Annotated in this window: 14 protein-coding genes; 3 read left to right on the top strand and 11 right to left on the bottom strand. The window is 61.5% G+C overall.

Going from position 1 to position 18913, the window contains the following annotated elements; translation table 11 throughout:
* Window positions 1-29 precede the first annotated feature (29 nt).
* The 8 genes from ACP6KB_RS15495 to glgA form a co-directional block, all read right to left on the bottom strand.
* Window positions 30-1115, bottom strand: coding sequence for an autotransporter outer membrane beta-barrel domain-containing protein (locus ACP6KB_RS15495; RefSeq protein ID WP_442107935.1), 1086 nt, complete (start codon window positions 1113-1115; stop codon window positions 30-32).
* 312 nt (window positions 1116-1427) lie between these two features.
* Window positions 1428-2222: an endonuclease/exonuclease/phosphatase family protein gene (locus ACP6KB_RS15490; protein WP_442107933.1), complete on the bottom strand. Its 795-nt coding sequence runs from the start codon at window positions 2220-2222 to the stop codon at window positions 1428-1430.
* Between the two features lie 62 nt (window positions 2223-2284).
* On the bottom strand, window positions 2285-4429 hold the full coding sequence (glgX, locus tag ACP6KB_RS15485) for a glycogen debranching protein GlgX (protein ID WP_442107931.1): 2145 nt from the start codon (window positions 4427-4429) through the stop codon (window positions 2285-2287).
* Window positions 4430-4488: 59 nt separating this feature from the next.
* Window positions 4489-4728, bottom strand: coding sequence for a DUF2934 domain-containing protein (locus ACP6KB_RS15480; protein ID WP_442107929.1), 240 nt, complete (start codon window positions 4726-4728; stop codon window positions 4489-4491).
* A gap of 18 nt (window positions 4729-4746) precedes the next feature.
* Window positions 4747-7515, bottom strand: coding sequence for a malto-oligosyltrehalose synthase (locus ACP6KB_RS15475; RefSeq protein WP_442107927.1), 2769 nt, complete (start codon window positions 7513-7515; stop codon window positions 4747-4749).
* Window positions 7512-9581, bottom strand: a complete 2070-nt coding sequence (gene malQ / locus ACP6KB_RS15470; protein WP_442107925.1) for a 4-alpha-glucanotransferase — start codon at window positions 9579-9581, stop codon at window positions 7512-7514. The genes ACP6KB_RS15475 and malQ overlap by 4 nt, the downstream gene beginning before the upstream one ends.
* Complete coding sequence (gene treZ, locus ACP6KB_RS15465; RefSeq protein ID WP_442107923.1) at window positions 9574-11352, bottom strand: malto-oligosyltrehalose trehalohydrolase; 1779 nt, start codon at window positions 11350-11352, stop codon at window positions 9574-9576. The genes malQ and treZ overlap by 8 nt, the downstream gene beginning before the upstream one ends.
* Window positions 11353-11368: 16 nt before the next feature.
* Window positions 11369-12928: a glycogen synthase GlgA gene (gene glgA / locus ACP6KB_RS15460; protein ID WP_442107921.1), complete on the bottom strand. Its 1560-nt coding sequence runs from the start codon at window positions 12926-12928 to the stop codon at window positions 11369-11371.
* Window positions 12929-13348: 420 nt separating this feature from the next.
* On the opposite strand from glgA, the gene ACP6KB_RS15455 reads away from it, so the two are divergent.
* On the top strand, window positions 13349-13840 hold the full coding sequence (locus ACP6KB_RS15455; protein WP_442107919.1) for a GNAT family N-acetyltransferase: 492 nt from the start codon (window positions 13349-13351) through the stop codon (window positions 13838-13840).
* Between the two features lie 7 nt (window positions 13841-13847).
* Here the strand turns inward: ACP6KB_RS15455 and ACP6KB_RS15450 are convergent, their stop codons facing one another.
* Window positions 13848-14300 (bottom strand): DUF4440 domain-containing protein, encoded by a 453-nt coding sequence (locus tag ACP6KB_RS15450; RefSeq protein WP_442107917.1) that lies wholly within the window; start codon window positions 14298-14300, stop codon window positions 13848-13850.
* A gap of 100 nt (window positions 14301-14400) precedes the next feature.
* Entirely contained in the window at window positions 14401-14568 is a 168-nt protein-coding gene (locus ACP6KB_RS15445; RefSeq protein WP_442107915.1) for a DUF6026 family protein, read from the bottom strand.
* Window positions 14569-14766: 198 nt separating this feature from the next.
* On the opposite strand from ACP6KB_RS15445, the gene gnd reads away from it, so the two are divergent.
* On the top strand, window positions 14767-15750 hold the full coding sequence (gnd, locus tag ACP6KB_RS15440) for a phosphogluconate dehydrogenase (NAD(+)-dependent, decarboxylating) (RefSeq protein ID WP_442107913.1): 984 nt from the start codon (window positions 14767-14769) through the stop codon (window positions 15748-15750).
* Entirely contained in the window at window positions 15747-17249 is a 1503-nt protein-coding gene (gene zwf / locus ACP6KB_RS15435; RefSeq protein ID WP_442107911.1) for a glucose-6-phosphate dehydrogenase, read from the top strand. Before gnd ends, zwf begins: the two co-directional genes overlap by 4 nt.
* Before the next feature lie 92 nt (window positions 17250-17341).
* Here zwf and nhaB read toward each other — a convergent pair whose 3' ends face one another.
* Entirely contained in the window at window positions 17342-18844 is a 1503-nt protein-coding gene (gene nhaB / locus ACP6KB_RS15430) for a sodium/proton antiporter NhaB (protein ID WP_442107909.1), read from the bottom strand.
* Between the last annotated feature and the right edge of the window lie 69 nt (window positions 18845-18913).

The raw sequence follows: 18913 nt of genomic DNA, 5'->3' as shown, positions 1-18913 counted from the left end.
GAACGACCCCATTTACACTCACGGATACCTCACCATCTGACTCTGACCCCGAGGTTGCCGATTACCCCGTTCAGGTCATTGTCATCAATATCACTGCTGTAGTCGGCGCTGACAAACAACGCCACTTTCGGGGTGACCCGTGCCACCAGTCCCAAGCCCAGTTCCACCGTGGTCGAGTTACGCCCGCTGCTGATCTTGTCGACCTTGTCGAGGCTGACGTTGTCGGCATTGGAGAAGTCGTGCCACAGGTTGGTGCGGACGAAGGGTTCGATGGGCATGCCGCGCACGTTGTAGCGTGCAGACAATTTGGCACCGACCCGGCCGGTCCAGTTGGGTTGTTGCTCGAAGGCTTGGCGGGTATCGGTTTGGGTCTGGCTGCCGGGGAAGTACTGTTGGTTGATCAACTGCGCTTGCGGCTCGAGGGTCCAGTTGTTGCCCAGGCTAATCGGGTAACCGCCCTCAACCGACAAGGTCAGCGCGTGACCATCACCATCCAGACGTTGACCGTTTTCGCTACGGCCGTTCACGTCGAAACGGGTACCCATGGCGACGGCATCCACATGCCAGCCCTGATCATGGGTCATGCTCCAGTACATACCCAGGCTCTCACCTTCCAGACTGACGTTGGATTTTTTGTCGCCGACCTGGGGTTTGCGCATGCCATCGAAGCCACTTTGCAGGTTGCTGTGACCCACAAAGAAACCGACGCGGTGAATATTGCCGTTGCTGCTTTCGCGTATGAACAGGTCCGGGCTGATCTGTAGGCTCTGATTGTTCATTTCCAGCCGCGCAGGGGCAGGCGCGCCGTTTCTCATCGGCGTTGCAGGGAAGAACGGTGCCCACTGGCTGGCGATGCTGTCATTGGCGAGGGGCGCGTTGCGCTCGGCCAGGCGTTCAGACAAGGCACTCAGGGCATTCAGGCCCAGGCCGCTGGCGCTGACCGGGGTCAGCGATAACGCGGGTAGGGCGTGTGCCTGTGCTTGTACAAGGGTGCTGAACGGGTCGTTGTCTTCCAGGCCCGACGCGAAGGTTTCCAACGGGGTTGCCAGTAGCAGCGACGTGGAAACCGCGTAGAAAACATACTCAAAGCCAGTAGGATTCAGAGCTTTTTTCATGGCGGATCTCCTCTGATGTAACAGCCAAGGATTCTGGCCTGATGTCACGGGCTGTAAAACAAAACCAGAGGGCGACCCAAACCAGCAAAACCAGTCTCTTTCGCGCGCTGAAAGCCGCGAGCTAGAGGCCCGGAATCGAGTTACGCAATGCTGCATTACATGTAGCTAAGGAGAGGAGCGGGCGGGCGTCAAGAAGGCGTGAAATAACCGTTGTCAAGCTATTGGATGGGGCAATTTGCTGAAATTAAACAATTATTTACTTTGTATAGTCGTGCTGGCGATTTCAGCCAGCACGGCTATGCCGAATCATTGCTAGAGCTGCACTTCCACTGCCAGAGGCAGATGATCGGACAGGTGACTCCAGGGTTTATTGCTCAGTATTCGCGGCGCATGGCTACCGGCATTGCGCAGGTAGATGCGGTCCAGGCGCAACAACGGCAAGCGTGCCGGATAGGTTCGGGCGAGCAGGCCGTGATGGCGTTCGAACGCTTCATGCAGCCCCCGATGCAGGCCCAAGGTTCGGTTGCCCTGCAGCTTCCAGTCGTTGAAGTCTCCGGCAATGATCACCGGTGCCTCGGCGGGTAAGGCGTCAAGCAGACGGCGCAGCAGTTGCAATTGCTTTTGCCGATGGCTTTCCAGTAATGACAGGTGTACGCACACGGCGTGGACGTGCGGTTGACCGGGGACATCCAGCACGCAATGCAGCAGGCCACGACGTTCCGGACCGTTGATCGAGACGTCCAGATTACGGTGCTCGATAATCGGGTATTTGGACAGCAGCGCGTTGCCATGGTGGCCGTCGGGATAGACCGCATTGCGTCCATAGGCAAAATCGGTCCACATGCTGTCGGCGAGAAATTCGTACTGGGAGGTTTTCGGCCAACCGCTGTAGCGCGCCGCATGACGGTCGTGGCTGCCCAGTACTTCCTGAAGAAAGACGATATCGGCCTGGGTGCTACGCACCGCCTCACGCAATTCCGGCAAGATGAAGCGCCGGTTGAAAGCCGTGAAGCCTTTGTGGGTGTTGACGGTGAGCACTTGCAGGCGTCGCACCGGCGATGCTGCCTGTGTGGTTGAAAGGAGAGTAGGATCGGGTTTGACGTTCACGATTGCTCCTGATCAACAAGCCTACTGCATGGGACCGGCTCTGGGGATCACAGTTCCACTGTTCAACTGTCGTCTTCTGGCTGCAGTTCCAGCAGCACCAGCGAGCGCCCTGCAACCTGCAGCGGGCTTGCAAACTCATGGCGTTCACCCTTGCGCAACTGGGGCCGGTCCGTATCGATCAGGCAGTTCCAGTGCTCACCTTGGGGCACCTGTGGCAGGCTGAAGGTGACGCTGTCGTGGTGCGCATTGACGATCAATAGCAAGGTGGAATCTGCGCCCGGGCGCTGGATACCGCTGACCTGAGCCCGACCATCCATGAGCATGCCCAGGCAGCGGCCTTGCTTGTCCTGCCATTGCTCAACACTCATTTCATTGGCGTGCGGGTCGAGCCAGGTGACATCCTTGACGCCGATAGCCTCATTGTAATCGCCTACCAGAAAGCGTGAGCGTCGCAGCACTGGATAGGCCAGGCGCAGTTTGGTCAGGCGTTTGACGAATTTGAGCAGGGCGGCGCCTTCGTCATCCAGGGCCCAGTTGACCCAACCGATTTCACTGTCCTGGCAGTAAGCATTGTTGTTGCCGTGCTGGGTACGGCTGAACTCGTCGCCAGCGACGATCATTGGTGTGCCCTGGGCCAGGAGCAAGGTGGCGAAAAAGTTGCGCATCTGGCGCAGGCGTAGGGCGTTGATGTCGGCATCATCGGTGGGGCCTTCGACACCGTGGTTCCACGACAGGTTGTTGTTGCTGCCGTCTTCATTGTTCTCGTCGTTGTCCTCGTTGTGTTTGTCGTTGTACGAGACCAGGTCACGCAAGGTGAAACCATCGTGCGCGGTAACGAAGTTGACCGAAGCATAGGGCCGGCGGCCACGGCGATTGAACAGCTCACCGGAGGCGGTCATACGCGCGGCAAAGTCCGCCAACTGGCCTTCATCGCCTTTCCAGAAGGCGCGAACAGTGTCGCGAAAACGGTCGTTCCACTCGGCCCAGCCGGGGGCGAAGTTGCCGACCTGATAGCCACCGGGGCCGCAATCCCAGGGTTCAGCAATCAGCTTGACCTGGCTGAGCAACGGGTCCTGACGGCAGGCGACGAGGAAGCTGTGGCGTTCGTCGAAACCTTCGTGATAGCGGCCAAGAATGGTCGCCAGGTCGAAGCGAAAGCCATCGACATGCATCTCCCCGGCCCAGTAGCGCAACGAGTCGGTGACCAATTGCAAGACGCAAGGGTGGCTCAGGTCCAGGGTGTTGCCAGTGCCCGAATCGTTGATGTAGAGGCGTTTGTCCTCGGGCATCAGCCGATAGTAAGAGGCGTTGTCGATACCGCGCATCGACAGGGTCGGGCCCAGCTCGTTGCCCTCGGCGGTGTGGTTGTAGACCACATCGAGAATCACCTCCAGGCCGGCGTCGTGCAGGTGCGCGACCATCTCCTTGAATTCGGCGATCTTGCCGTTGGCCAAGTAGCGTGGGTGCGGGGCGAAAAAGGCGATGCTGTTGTAGCCCCAGTAGTTGTTCAAGCCCTTTTGCAGCAAGTGCTGATCATTGACGAAGGCGTGAATCGGCAGCAGTTCGATGGAAGACACACCCAGCTGCTTTATATGGTTGAGCAGTTCATCGCACATCAGCCCGGCAAAAGTGCCGCGATTCGCTTCCGGTACCGCTGGATGACGCATGCTGATGCCACGCACATGGGCTTCGTAGAGGATGGTGCGGTCCCAGGGGACTCCGACGCGCTGGTCGCGCCCCCAGGTGTAGGCGGGGTCGATGACCTTGCATTTGGGCACGAACGGCGCGCTGTCGCGCTCATCGAAACTGAGGTCGCCATCGGCGTGGCCAATGGTGTAGCCAAACAGCGCCTCGGACCATTTCAGGCTGCCCACCAGTTGCTTGGCGTAAGGGTCGATCAGCAACTTGTTGGGGTTGAAGCGGTGACCTTGTTGTGGCGCGTAGGGGCCGTGTACCCGGTAACCATAAATCTGCCCGGGGTGAGCGTCCGGCAGGTAGCCATGGAAGATTTCATCGGTGTATTCCGGCAGTTCAATGCGTTCAAGCTCAACCTCGCCGCTGGCATCGAACAGGCACAGCTCTACCCGGGTGGCGTGGGCCGAGAACAGGGCAAAGTTAACCCCCAGGCCATCCCAGGTGGCCCCCAGGGGAAATGGCAGGCCTTCACGCAGGCGTGAAGGTTCGGCGGCGGGCATCGGCTTTTTCATAGTGCTCCTTCAGTCGCCTGGCAAGCCCCGGTAGGAGCGGGCTTGCCCCGCGAAAACAATCAAGCAACAGGTGGCTTCTTGCTCACACGCGGCTTCTTCACCGCCGCCGGCTTACTCGGCACCGTCTCTGCAGCCGGCTTGGCCTTGGCCTTGCGCGGCGCAACCTTCGGCGCCAGTGATTCCGCTTCGGCCAGCTTGCGGGCCATTTCCCAGTGGCGCGACTCCTGGCCTTCGGGTTTACCTTCGGACTCCCAGATCTGGTAGGCAAATTCACGTACACGTTTTTCTTCAATACTCATCTCGACGCTCCTGAGGGCTTAGGCATGATCAATCAACAGGTTGACCGGAAACTCCTTGAGTGCAGCGCTGAGTAACAGCTCCTTTGAGGCTGTGACTACGCTGCTGGCAAAAAGTCCCGAGCAATTGGCAGGTGACAAGTCAAACGGTAATCGCAGGTGGGTATCGTCCCAGTTCTGTGCCGGGATCAAGGGCATTGATGTTTCAGCAAGCAAGCCACAGGCCAGGCGCGGGACGATCACCAGCGCGCGCGCCTCATCGCTTATCCGCGCGAATGCCAGCACCTGCTGCGCGTGCTTGCCGTGCACCTGCACGGGCAGGTAGCGGCCGTAGGCGAACAGCTCGGCGTATTGCTGACGACGTTGCAGCACCTGGCTGATCAGCGCTTGCTTGATGCGGCCATTGCGCCATTGCTCAAGCAACTGCGCCGTATGGGTGCTGTCGTCCAGAGCCTGGCGCCGCACGGCGTAGTCCACGGCGCGGCGGTTGTCCGGATCGACCAGGCTCAGGTCCCAGAACTCCGTGCCCTGATACAGGTCGGGCACACCGGGGGACGTCATGCGCAGCAGGCACTGGCCCAGGCTGTTCAGGGCCCCAGCGCAGGCGATGGACTGCGCGGCCTGGGTTAGAGAATGGCGTAACTGTTGGCTTTGTGGGTCGAGCAACAGGTCGTGAATGAACGCCAGGCACGCTTGCTCATAGGCCTCGTTGGGCGCGCTCCAGCTGCTGCGCAGCTTGGCTTCGCGCAAGGCCTTGCGTTGCCATTGCTGCAGGCGTTCGGCGTATGCCTGCAGTGCCAAGGTATCGCTTTCGTCGAGGTCCATGGGCCAACTGCCGAGTATGGTCTGGTACAGCAACCACTGCTCGGCTGGACCCGGCGCGATGCCGTCAGCCAGCGTGCTGCACAGTGGTGCGGCAAGCTCACACCAGTGCTCGACACGGCTGGCGAACCATTGGCTGCGCTCACTCAGCACGGCCAGGCGCGCACGATGGTCTTCACCGCGTTTGTGATCATGGGTCGCGGTGCACAGCAGGTTGTGCGGGAAATGCTGCAGACGCTGTGCATTGGCATGGTGGAAGTCGGCAACCGGGGCACTGAAACGCTCGGCATCAAAGCCCACGTCATTGCGTGAAAGCAGCACGGCCGAGCGATACAACGCGGTGTCTTCAACGGCCTTGGCAGCGGTAGGCGCCGTCAGTTGCTGGAAGCGGATGCAGGCATGACGCAAGTGCTTGCGTGCACGACCGGGCGGTAGCGTGCGCCATGGCTGGCCACCGAGCCAGCACTGCAGTGCGTCGAGCGCCGGCCAGTCGCCTTCATTGAGAGTTTGTCGAGCGCCCGCCAATGCCTGCTCAAGGAAGGGGGCATCCTGGCTTGGACAGCCGCCAGCATGCAGGTAAGTCCGGTAGACCGGGTAATGCTCCACCAGTGCCTGCAACGCCCGGCGAATCGCGCCCAGGGTCAGGTCGCGGCTGATCAGGTCATCACGCGCGACCTGCAACAGTGCTTGCGCCACCGATTCGAAGTCGCCGGCCAGGCTTGCGCCCAGCACCTGCTGGCGGGCCAGGCGCACCTCTTCGGCAAAGGCCGGGCGCTCGCTGAGGGCGCTCCAGGCGTCAGTCAGGGTCAGCTCGCCAGCGGGGTCATGTTGCAGCAGGCTGACCTGGTTCATGAACTCATAACCGGTGGTGCCATCCACCCCCCAGTCACGGTGCAACTGCTCGTTGGCGCCGAGAATCTTCTCGACGTAGATCGGCAAATGATCCAGCGCCGCGTGCAGCGGCCGTTGTGCCAGCAGTGCATCGACGCGACGCCGCAGTTTGCGGCAGTAGCCGCGTGGGTCGGCCAGGCCGTCGATGTGGTCGATGCGCAGGCCGTCGATCAACCCTCGGCCAATCAATTCGAAAATCTTTTGATGGCTGGCCTCGAACACCTCAGGGCGCTCGACCCGCAAGCCGGCCAGTTCATTGATATCGAAAAAACGTCGCCAATTGATGTCATCGGCGGCTGTGCGCCAACTGGCCAGACGGTAAGCCTGCTGTTCGAGCAGACGGTGCAGGCGTTCGAAGCCTGTTACGGTGCGCCCGTCGAAGGCTTCGAGCAGGCTGTCGATCGGCACCCGCGCGGCCAGCGCCGCCAGTGCCTGTTGTAACCGCACGGCCGTCTCGGCAGGCGCGGCAATGCCATGCAAGGCGGCGAAGCGCGTACCCAGCGCCTGAAGCTCAGGGTGGTCACTCAAACACAGGATGTGCCCGTAATCGCAGGGGTTGAGGGGAAAGCGATGTTCATGGTGACGGATGTAAAAACGCCCTTCATGCGGCTCAAAGCTCAGCGGTGTGTCACCGGCGCGCAAGGCGCTGGCGTAGTCGCTGGCGAGAAACGGCAGCAACAACTGGCCTTCAAGCAAGGGGTCGGTGGAGTGCCATTGGATGTCGAAGAACTGACTGTAGCGACTGCGCCGCCCCCAGGTCAGCAGGTCTTGCCACCAGGGATTGTCACTGCCAACGGCCATGTGGTTCGAGACGATATCGACGATCAGGCCCATGCCGTGCAAACGCAGCGCCGCTACCAGCCGAATCAGCGCGGCCTCGCCACCCAGCAGCGGATTGACTTGGCTCGGGTCGATCACGTCATAGCCATGCAGCGATCCTGGGCGCGCACTGAGCAAGGGCGAAGCATAGAGATGGCTGATACCCAAGCGTGCAAAGTACGGCACCAGCGGTAGTGCATCGTCCAGGCTGAAGCCGGCATGAAACTGCACGCGCAACGTGGCGTTCAAGGCCGTCACCGGTCGCGCTCCCAGGCCTGTTCGCGGGCTTGGGCCAACAGCTCCAGGCGCCGCGCCGCATCCTCATCGTCGAGCAGTCGGGTGGCGGGTAGCGCAAAGCGTCGGCGCCAGTTGGGGTGGGTGTCGACCGTGCCCGGCAGGTTGGGTTGCTCGACAACGCCCAACAAATCCTCCAGCGGCACCAGCACCAGCGGCGCGCGGGTATGCCCCAGATAACGGATACTTGCGTCGATCAACTGATCGCTGTCGGCGTGCGCGCCGTAATTGCGTTCCAGCGCGCGTTTCAACCCCTCGGCTTCGTGGTTGCGGGTGTCGCGCCAGTGTCGTTCGGTGATCGCGTCGATCAGTGACAGGCGTTGATTCCAGTCGATGTCTCGCCCTTGTAACCAGCCGGCCAGCGGCGGGAGATCGTGGGTGCTGGAGGTCGCCAGGGCATTGTCGGGCCAGTCCAGGATAGGCTTGAAGTGGCCGGGTGGGTCTTGCTCGAATTGCAGCACGCGCATCCCCAGAATGGCCCGCTCGGCGAGTTTTTCCCGTAGGCCTGCAGGTACGGTGCCGAGGTCTTCACCGAGGACAATCGCCCGATGGCGCACCGATTCCAGGCACAACAGGCGCAGTAGGTCGTCAACCGGGTAGTGCAGGTAGGCGCCTTCACTGGCGTGCTTGCCCTGAGGGATCAGCCACAGGCGCTGCAAGCCCATGACGTGGTCAATGCGCAGGCCGCCGGCGTGGGCAAAATTGGCCCGCAGCAATTCGATGAAGGCGCGGTAGCCGTTACGGCGCAAGCCTTCTGGCGAGAAGGCACAGATCCCCCAGTTCTGCCCCGAACGGTTGAGAATGTCGGGCGGTGCGCCGACGTTGAGCCCGGCCAGCAGTTCATCCTGGCGGCTCCAGGCCTGGCTGCCAGCACCGTCAGTGCCCACCGCCAAGTCGGCAATCAGGCCGATGGCCATGCCATTACTGCGCGCGGCGTCCTGGGCACGTTGCAGGCTGCGTTGGATCAACCATTGGCAGAACGCATGAAACTGAACCTGCGTCTGATGTTCGACGGCAAAGGCTGCGACTTCGGGGCTGTCGGGGTTGTGCCAGGCGGTGGGCCACTGGCGCCAGTCCGGGGTCAGGCCGCGGGCTTGAGCCTGTTCTTGCAGCACTTCGAAACGACAGTGCTGTTCAAGCGGGGCGCCGGCCAGGGTGCGGTAATGGTCGAAATCCACGCGTAACGGATGATCTCCGTCGATAAAGTCCTCATACAGGCAATGCAGCAACTGATAGCGGGCAGTGGCCGCTTGCGGCCAGTCGATCAGTGGCTGTTGCTCAAGGTGCTCGAGGGTTTCCTCCAGCCCCAGGGTCTCTATGGCCATGCGCACAGCACGCTCCCCGAGCATCGCTGCCGGGCTGGCGTACAGGCTGTTGAGCCATAAACGGCTGGACGGCGAATAGGGGCTGTAGCGGCGCGTATCGCTGGCGAACATGGCGTGTAGCGGGCTGATCGCCAGGGCATCGGCACCGCGCTCGGCGGCACTGCGGGCCAGTTGTTCCAGGGCCAGGCAATCACCAAAGCCACCATCGCCGGGGCGGCGCAGGCTGTAGAGTTGGGCGCTGATGCCCCAACACCTTGGTGTGGGTGTGTTCAGGGCATCGTTGAGGCTGAAGCAACGTGTGGGGGCTACGGCCAGGATGAACGCTTGGCCATTGATCTCGAGCTGGTGGTAGCCCAACGGCAACCCGGGCGGCAGCGCGCCGTTGGCATCCAGTTGCAGGTGATGCTCGCTGCCGTTCTCCTCCAGCACCCGGCAAGCACTGGCGGCGGGGAAGTAGGCAGACAGGTCCAGCGCTTGCTGCTCATCGACGGTAAACAGTGGCGGCAGGTGACGGGCGTCGTGAGCTATTTTGAGTGCATCAATGCTGGCACTGATGCTTTGCGTATCCGCCGCAGGATGGCCAAGCCCAGCCAGTACCTGGCGCAGGGCGATGTCGCTGACGCGTTGTGCCTGGCCGTTGGCGTCAATCCAGTCCACGGCGATGCCGGCCAATTGCGCCAGGTGCTGCAGGTGGGCATCAGTCATGGGCGGGCTCCGGTGTGTGAGGCGGTAGCAGGCTGACCAGGGTGCTGTAGGCAGGCAATTGCTCGGTGTCCGGCGAATCGGCAGTGCAACGGTAGAGGTACGTGGCGGTTGCGGGCAGTTTGCAGGGCACCGCGTGGGCGCCGAGGTTCAGGTCAATACGCAACACGCTGCCATCGCCCAGGCGCCAGCGTGCGGTCAGGGCTTTGTCGGCAAGCACTTCAGCACCTAAGGAACGGCTACCCGGCAGATGAGCAATGATGTGCCGATGGCGTAGCTGCAGCAGCTGCTGGTAGAACGCTTGCCAAGGGCCAGGCGGATCTTCCGGGAAGCGAGGGCGTGAAGCGTTGAAGCTGGTCAGCGCATTGGGGTCGGCAATCGCTGCCCGTTGCTCGGCGTCAGTGAAGGCTTTGAAACCGGCGAACTCGGCGCGTCGTCCGTTGCGTACGGCATCGGCCAATTCGGTGTGGTGATCGGTAAAGAACAGGAAGGGTTGCTCACTGCCCACGTCTTCGCCCATGAACAGCAGCGGGATCATCGGCGACAGCAACAGCAGGGTGATGGCCGCGCGTAGCGCCTGGGGCGGGCAGAGCTGGGTCAGCCGTTCGCCATGGGCACGGTTGCCCACCTGGTCGTGGTTCTGCAAGAACAGCACGAAAGCACTTGGCGGCAGCTGGGCACTGGGCTCACCGCGAGGGCGACCGTTGCGATCAGGCTCTCCCTGGAACACGAAGCCCTGGCTCAGGCACCGGGCCAGTTTGTCGATGGTGTTCTGACGGTAATCGGCATAGTAGGCCTCATCCTCCCCGGTCAGCAGCACATGCAAGGCGTTGTGGCCGTCATCATTCCACTGCCCGTCGAAGCCGCTGCCGAGCAGGCTGGCCTGGTTGTGCTCGTTCTCCAGCACCAGCCAGACATGCCTGTCGGCGGGCAGGCTGCGGCGCACGCGCTGGTTGAACAACTGCAGGAAGTCTGGGTCATCGATGGCGTGCACCGCGTCCAGGCGTAAGCCGTCGAAGCGGTAGTCATGCAGCCACATCAGGGCATTCTCGATATAGAAGTCGCGCACCTGACGGCGGCGAAAATCGATGGCATCGCCCCAGGGCGTATGACGGTCATGGCGAAAGAATTCGCCGGCATACTGACCGAGGTAATTACCGTCCGGGCCGAAGTGGTTGTAGACCACATCCAGCAGCACCATCAGACCTAGCCCGTGAGCCTGGTCGATCAACTGGCATAGCTGCTGTGGCGTGCCATAACTGTGTTGCGGTGCGAAGGGCAGGGCGCCGTCGTAGCCCCAGTTGCGTTCACCGGGAAACTGCCCCAGCGGCATCAACTCGATGGCGGTAATGCCCAGCGCCGCCAGTCGCGGCAATTGCTCGATGACCGCTGCGTAGCCACCCAGCAGGCCGACATGCAGCTCGTAGATCACCGCCTGATGCCAGGGGCGCCCTTGCCAGTCGTTGTGTTGCCAGGGGTAGGCATTTGGGTCGACGACCTGACTGGGGCCGTGCACGCCGTCGGGTTGAAAGCGTGAGGCCGGGTCGGGCACCTGCAGTTCGCCGTTGATGCAATAGCGGTAGCGGCTGCCCGCGCCCGCCGGGCAACGGCCGCGGAACCAGCCATCGGCACCACGCTGCAAGGGCTGGCGCAGGTCCGGCTCCAGGCACACCTCGACACTGTGGGCATCGGGTGCCCACAGTGCGAAACGCACGGTGTTGCTGTCGAGCATCACGGCCCCGTGGGTCGCGAATTGATCTGACCGCAAGGGCATACCTGCCACCTCGGCCTCAGCGGCCCGTCACCTGAACCCGCTCGACCAGCTCCTCATACAGTCGCGCGTAAGGTTCCACCGCCTGGCACCAGTTGAACGGCTGGGTCATGGCCAGGCAGCGCATGGCGCCGAGCAGATCCTTTTTACCGTACACATAGAACGCCCGGCTGAGCGCCTCGCGGTAGCTGTCGACCGTGGATTCATCGAACAGGAAACCGGTAACACCGTTTTCAATGGTGTCGGCCAGCCCGCCGGTGTTGCGTGCCACCGGCAGAGAACCGAAACGCTGCGCATACATCTGGCTCAGGCCACAGGGTTCGTAGCGCGACGGCATCAGCAGGAAATCGCTGCCAGCGAACATCCGCCGGGCATCGGTTTCGTTGAAGCCGATACGCACACCGACTTGCCCCGGATGACGCAGGGCCAGTTCGCGCATGGCTTGCTCTTCTTCCGGCTCACCGCGGCCGATGATCGCGATCTGACCGCCCTGGCTGACAATGTAATCGGCCACGCCCAAGGTCAGGTCCAGGCCTTTTTGGTAAACCAGACGGGAGACCACGGCAAACAGCGGCCCGGTAGACGGCTTGAGTTCGAACAGTTCGCGCACCTGGCGGCTGTTGACCGCTTTGCCGTCCCAGTCATTGAGGCTGAACGGGTGGGCCAGGTGGGGGTCGCTGGCCGAATCCCAGCTTTCATCGATGCCGTTGGGGATGCCACTGAGCAGCCCTTGCTGGGCTTTGCTGCCGAGAAACCCATCAAGGCCGCAGCCAAATGCCGGGGTGGTGATTTCCCGGGCATAGGTGGCGCTGACCGTGGTGATGTGGCTGGAGTAGGCAAGGCCCGCCTTGAGGAACGACAACTTGCCGTAGAACTCCATGCCTTCCTGTTGCAGGGCATGGGCGGGAATCGCCAGCTCCGGGCAGCAGGCACGGCTGACCACCCCTTGATAGGCCAGGTTGTGAATCGTGAACAGGGTTGGCGTTTGCAAGCCGCGCCAGTGCATGTAGGCAGGGGCCAGCCCTGCCGGCCAGTCATGGGCGTGAACCAGGTCGGGCTTCCAGTGCACCATGCCTTCGCCCGCAGCGATTTCCGCTGCTGCCAGGCCCAGGCGGGCGAAGCGAATGTGATTGTCCGGCCAGTCGCGGCCGTTGTTGGCACCATAGGGTGTGCCTTCACGTTGATACAGTTCCGGGCAGATCAGGACATAGATGACCAGGCCATCGGCCAGGTCCATGCGTCCGATCTTGCACGGCGGCAGGGCCGCATGGCCACCCAGCTCACCGACCAGGTGAATCGGGTTGTCACTCTCCAGTACTTGCGGGTAACCCGGAATCAACACGCGTACGTCATGCAAATGGCGCATCGCGCGCGGCAGGGCGGCAGAAACGTCGCCCAGGCCGCCGGTCTTGACCAGATCGGCGATTTCCGACGTGACGAACAGGACTTTGCGTTTGTTCGGGTTATGCCGGGAGTCGGCGCCGGGTGCCTTGGCTGTCGTGGTGAAGTCCGTGGTCACAGACGCACGGTTGTCCGGGGTGAAATGCTCTACATGAGGTTCGACAGCGGCACTGATCATACTTCTCTCCGTCCCTATGTTGCGGGTGTGGTCACCCGTAGTGTTGTTGTGTGTCTGCTTAAGGTTCTCTCTGTGTGTGGAATCAACCTTGCGTTCCGTGCCCGTAAACCATGCGCGCAAGCGCTAAGCGAGGCGGCAGTCCAGCCGACGGCGTACATACGTTCTGGGGTGGTTGGGGCGCATCCGGATGCCCGGAAATGTAGCCCCTTACTGTTGCAGACCTACTGCGATTTCAGAAAGTTCGACTTATTTCTGTCGTATTTTCCAGACAATCTCGTGGCCGAATACTGAGTGTAGGAGAGATCACGCGAAATATGTGACCCGCTGGTCACTTTACTTTCGCTCGATGGCTTGCCGTACAATCGGCGCTCTGCCTCGGCAGTTGCCGGGCCATTTTTTTATTGCGCGTTGGGGATGACAATGGACGTCGAACAGATTCTGGTACTGCAAGCCAGCTACAGCAACCCGATGCACGCCGAGGCGATTGCGCTGGTACTCGACCACTACGCGCGCGACCCGATGGGGGGCGGGCAGCCGCTTGATCCGCAGCTGTTGGCGCAGCTACCGCAAGAGCTTGCCAAACGCCCTCATGCTTTCAGCGTGTTGGCCTTTGTCGGTGGCCAGCCTGCAGGCCTGGTGAATTGCTTTGAAGGATTTTCCACCTTTGCCTGCCGGCCACTGGTCAATATCCATGACGTGTCGGTGGTGCCTGAGCATCGTGGTAAAGGCCTGAGCCACAAGATGTTGGCCAAGGTCGAAGAGATCGCCCGGCAGCGTGGTTGCTGCAAACTGACCCTGGAAGTGCTCGACGGCAACCCTGCCGCCCAGGGCAGTTACCGCACCTTTGGCTTTGAGCACGCCCGATTCGACCCGGCCCACGGCGCCATGCAGTTTTGGCACAAGGCGCTGTGATCACCGCCTAGCTGGCTGGCAGTAATGATGAGTGATGGCTGTCGATCAGCCAGCGCTCACCGTCCAGACGGTAGGTGAATGAATAGCGTGCGGGCACCTGTTCACCGGTCTGGGCAAAGGTAAAGGTGTACAGCCCTGACAGGCTGGCCATGTTGCAGCCCAACGTGACGTGGTGGGTATCCAGTTCACCGGAGGGCTGCTTGCTGAGGAAGCCTGTGAAGTAATCCACACGGCTTGCGGTATTCAGGCGTGGCTCGCTGGACAACGTCGGTAACAAAATCGCATCGTCGCGGTAGAGCGCTGCCACCTGTTGCGGTTCACCACTGTGCAAGCTGGCGTTCCACTGATTGAAGAGTTCGAGCACCTGCGCTTCGCTGATCAGCGCACAGTTCGATGCCTGCACAGGGAAAGAGGCCATGCTCAGCAAGGCCAGCGGTAAAAACAGGGAACAGTGTTTCATGCAAAGGGCCCATCAGATAGGCGACGCTCATGGCGCCTGGGCCCTTAATGTGCGAGCAATGCCACAGTGGGTGACATCGGGAGCAATCTCCACTGCACAGTCACACCGCTGCGGTTTTTGCTCCCGCCTGGGCTTGTTGCAGTTGCAGGCTCAGCTGCGCGACTTGCTGCTGGAGGCGGTCGCGCTCTTCGCGCAAGCGTCGCAATTCATCCCGGTGTACCGTCACGTAGAGGGTCTGGGGCGGCATTTTCGGTAGAAGGGTTGCCATTGCACACCTCGCAAATGGTGGGTCATTGTTGCAAGCGTAGCTGCTCGATCGGGCGCGATTCTGAATTCTTTTTGCAGCGATGGGAACTTTTTTGTTTCTTGCTGTCTTGCCGCTCGTCGATGAACCAAGCCGACCCAGGCTGGACTAACCTTTAACGCTTGAGTGGTGTGTTTTTATCAGTCAGGGGAGCATCGGCACATGCAACTGGGAATCGTGGGGCTCGGCCGCATGGGCGGCAATATTGCACGGCGTTTGATGCGCGGTGGTCATCGCACGGTGGTGCACGACCGAGATCACGGCGCGGTGAAAACCCTGGAGGCCGAGGGCGCCAATGGCGCCCATGACCTGGGCGCGCTGGTGGCCAAGTTGAAACAGCCACGCGCGGTCTGGGTCATGCTCCCCGCAGGTGAGGCAACCGAGCAGACCATCGCCCAGCTGGCCGATCTGCTGGATGCCGATGACGTGATCATCGATGGCGGTAACACCTTCTACAAAGACGATATCCGCCGCGCCCAAGAGCTGGCCAAGCGTCAGTTGCATTACATCGATGTCGGCACCTCAGGTGGCGTCTGGGGCCTGGAACGCGGCTATTGCATGATGATCGGTGGCGAGCAAAGTGTTGTCGAGCGCCTCGATCCGCTGTTTGCCACGCTGGCCCCGGGAGTCGGCAGCATTGCCCGTACCCGCGGACGCCAGGGGCCTGCAGGTCGCGCCGAACAGGGTTACATCCACGCGGGCCCGGCGGGTGCCGGGCACTACGTGAAAATGATCCATAACGGCATCGAGTACGGCCTGATGCAGGCCTATGCCGAAGGTTTTGACATCCTCAAGAGCAAAGGCAGCGACGCCTTGCCCGCCGACCAGCGCTTCGACCTGGATGTTGCCGAGATCGCCGAGGTGTGGCGCCGCGGCAGCGTGGTCACCTCCTGGCTGCTGGATTTGACCGCTGACGCCCTGGTGGCCGACCCGCAACTGGGTGGCTACAGCGGCTCGGTGGCCGACAGCGGCGAAGGGCGCTGGACCATCGATGCGGCTGTGGAACAGGCGGTGCCGGTGCCGGTATTGTCCAGCGCCTTGTTCGCTCGCTTCCGCTCCCGACAGCAGCAGGGCACCTATGCCGACCGCATGCTGTCGGCGATGCGCTTCGGCTTTGGTGGTCACGTTGAGAAGAAAACCGAATGAGTAAACCTCAGATCGACGCGGCACCGCCGTGCACGCTGTTCCTCTTTGGTGCCAATGGCGATCTGGTCAAGCGCCTGTTGATGCCGGCCCTGTACAACCTCAGTCGTGACGGGCTGTTGGATAAAAACCTGCGAATCGTTGGCATTGACCATAACCCGGCCAGCGACGCGGAGTTCGTCGAGCGTCTGCACGCGTTCATGCATGAGCGTGACAAGGCAAGCCAGGGCGCGCACTGCCTGGATGAGAAACTCTGGGGCCGCCTGGCCAAGCGCATTGGCTATCAGACCGGCGATTTCCTCGACGAGGCTACCTATCAAGCCATTGCCCGACGGATCGCCAGAAATCCCAGTGCCAACGCGGTGTTCTACCTTGCCACGTCGCCACGATTCTTCGGCGACGTGGTTCAGCGTCTGGGCGCTGCAGGGCTGCTGGATGAAAGCCAGGGCTTTCGCCGCGTGGTCGTGGAAAAACCCTTTGGCTCCGACCTTGCCAGCGCAGAAGCGCTCAACGCCTGCCTGCTCAACGTCATGAGCGAAAAGCAGATCTACCGTATCGACCATTACCTGGGCAAAGAAACGGTGCAGAACATTCTGGTCAGCCGCTTCTCCAACGGTATCTTCGAAGCGTTCTGGAACAACCATTACATTGACCACGTGCAGATCACCGCGGCCGAAACCGTTGGTGTGGAAAGCCGGGGTGCCTTCTATGACGGCACTGGCGCACTGCGCGACATGGTGCCTAATCACCTGTTCCAACTGCTGGCCATGGTGGCGATGGAGCCGCCAGCAGCCTTTGGCGCTGATGCGGTACGCAGTGAAAAAGCCAAGGTCATTGGTGCCATACGGCCCTGGTCGAAGACCATGGCCTTGAAGAACTCGGTGCGTGGCCAGTACACCGCCGGCAAACAGGGACGCAAAAAATTACCCGGTTACCGCGAAGAACCCCGGGTCGACCCGCACAGCCAGACCGAAACCTACGTGGCCCTGAAGGTCATGATCGATAACTGGCGCTGGGTGGGTGTGCCGTTCTACCTGCGCACTGGCAAGCGCATGAGTCAACGCGACACTGAAATTGCCATCTGTTTCAAACCGGCGCCGTATGCGCAGTTTCGCGATACCGAGGTCGAGCGGTTACAGCCCAATTACCTGCGTATCCAGATCCAGCCCAACGAGGGCATGGCCTTTGACCTGCAGGCCAAGCGTCCGGGGCAGGCGTTGATCATGGAGAACATCGAGCTGGGTTTTGCCTACAAGGACTTCTTCGAAATGCGCCCGTCCACCGGCTACGAGACCCTCATCTACGACTGCCTGACCGGTGACCAGACCCTGTTCCAGCGCGCCGACAACATCGAAAACGGCTGGCGCGCCGTGCAGCCGTTTTTGGATGCCTGGAAAGAGGCGGGGGAGGTGCAGCCCTATGCGGCCGGTGAGGACGGGCCAGTGGCGGCGGATGAGCTGCTGAGCCGCGAGCGGCGGGTATGGCATCCCATCGGCAAGTGAGGCCCACCGGTAGGAGCGGGCTTGCCCCGCGATGCGCTGTGACTGACAGACCGCAATCGCGGGACAAGCCCGCTCCTACCGTGCGTAATCGATTACAACCAGTAGGTCACTGCCCACCAGCCCAGGCCGCCCATCACTACGGTGTAAGGCAGGGCCATCCACACCATGCGCCCGTACGACAGGCGAATCAGCGGGGCAATTGCCGAGGTCAGCAGGAACAGGAACGCTGCCTGGCCATTGGGGGTGGCGACGCTCGGTAGGTTGGTGCCGGTGTTGATGGCCACCGCCAGGGTCTCGAAGTGTTCACGGCTCATATGGCCGTTGAGGAACGCCTGCTTGACCTCGGTGATGTAGATGGTCGCCACGAACACGTTGTCGCTGATCGCCGACAGCAAACCGTTGGCAATGAACAACATGCCTGGTTGCTGATCAGCCGGCAGCGCCAGCACCCACTGGATCAGCGGGGTAAACAGCTGTTGATCATGGATCACAGCCACCACCGCAAAGAACACCACCAGCAGCGCGGTGAACGGCATGGCATCCTGGAACGCACGGCCCAGGCGGTGTTCGTCGGTGATGCCGGTGAACGAGGTGATCAATACGATCACCAACAAGCCGATCAAGCCCACTTCAGCGATGTGCAGGCCCAGGCTGACAATCAGGATCAACGCGGCCACGCCTTGTACCAGCAAGGCGGCACGTTGCTGCGAGGTGCGCTGGGCATCGTCTTCGGCAGCATAGGCCGCCAGCACCTGGCGCACGTTGTCTGGCAGCAAGGTGCCGTAGCCAAACCAGCGCAGCTTTTCCAGCAGCACGCAGGTCACAAGGCCGGCAACCAGCACGGGCAGTGACACCGGGGCCACCTTGAGGAAAAAGTCGCCGAAGTGCCAGCCCATTTCATGGCCGATCAGCAGGTTCTGCGGCTCGCCCACCAAGGTGCACACGCCACCCAGGGCAGTACCCACCGCGCCATGCATCAGCAGGCTCCGCAGGAAGGCGCGAAATTGTTGCAGGTCATCGCGCTGCATCTGGGCGATGTCCTGGTCGCTGTCCAGGTTCGACTCTTCCCGCGGATTGGCGCCCGAGGCGACCCGGTGGTACACCGAGTAGAAACCCACCGCAGCACTGATGATCACCGCGGTAACCGTCAGGGCATCGAGGAACGCCGAGAGGAAGGCGCAGAGAAAGCAGAACAGCAAGGCCAGCAGCGCCTTGGAGCGTACCCCGAGAAGAATTCGCGAGAACACGAACAGCAGCAGGTCTTTCATGAAGTAGATCCCGGCGACCATGAACATCAACAGCAGGATCACCGGGAAGTTGTGCTGCAGCTCGTCATACAGCGCCTGCGGCGTGGTCATGCGCAGTACCAGGGCTTCGGCTACCAGCAAGCCGCCGGGCATCAACGGGTAGCACTTGAGGGCCATGCCCAAGGTAAAGATGAACTCGATCACCAGCACCCAGCCGGCTACCACCGGGCCCTGGGTGAACAGCAGGACCGGGTTGAGAATCAGGAACAGGCACAGGGTGGCCTTGTACCAGCGGGGCGACTGTCCGAGGAAGTTGTGGGCCAGGGCGCCGGCGAGGGAGCGGGGCATGAAAATGTATCCTAATAATTCTACAGGAGCGCACGGTGCCGGATACGCGCCGTCAGATCAAGGTAAAAG

It is taken from the genome of Pseudomonas sp. NUPR-001 (assembly GCF_052147955.1).
Lineage (GTDB): Bacteria > Pseudomonadota > Gammaproteobacteria > Pseudomonadales > Pseudomonadaceae > Aquipseudomonas.
The sequence above is the reverse complement of the archived record's forward strand: the minus strand, read 5'-3'. Positions and strand labels throughout refer to the sequence as shown.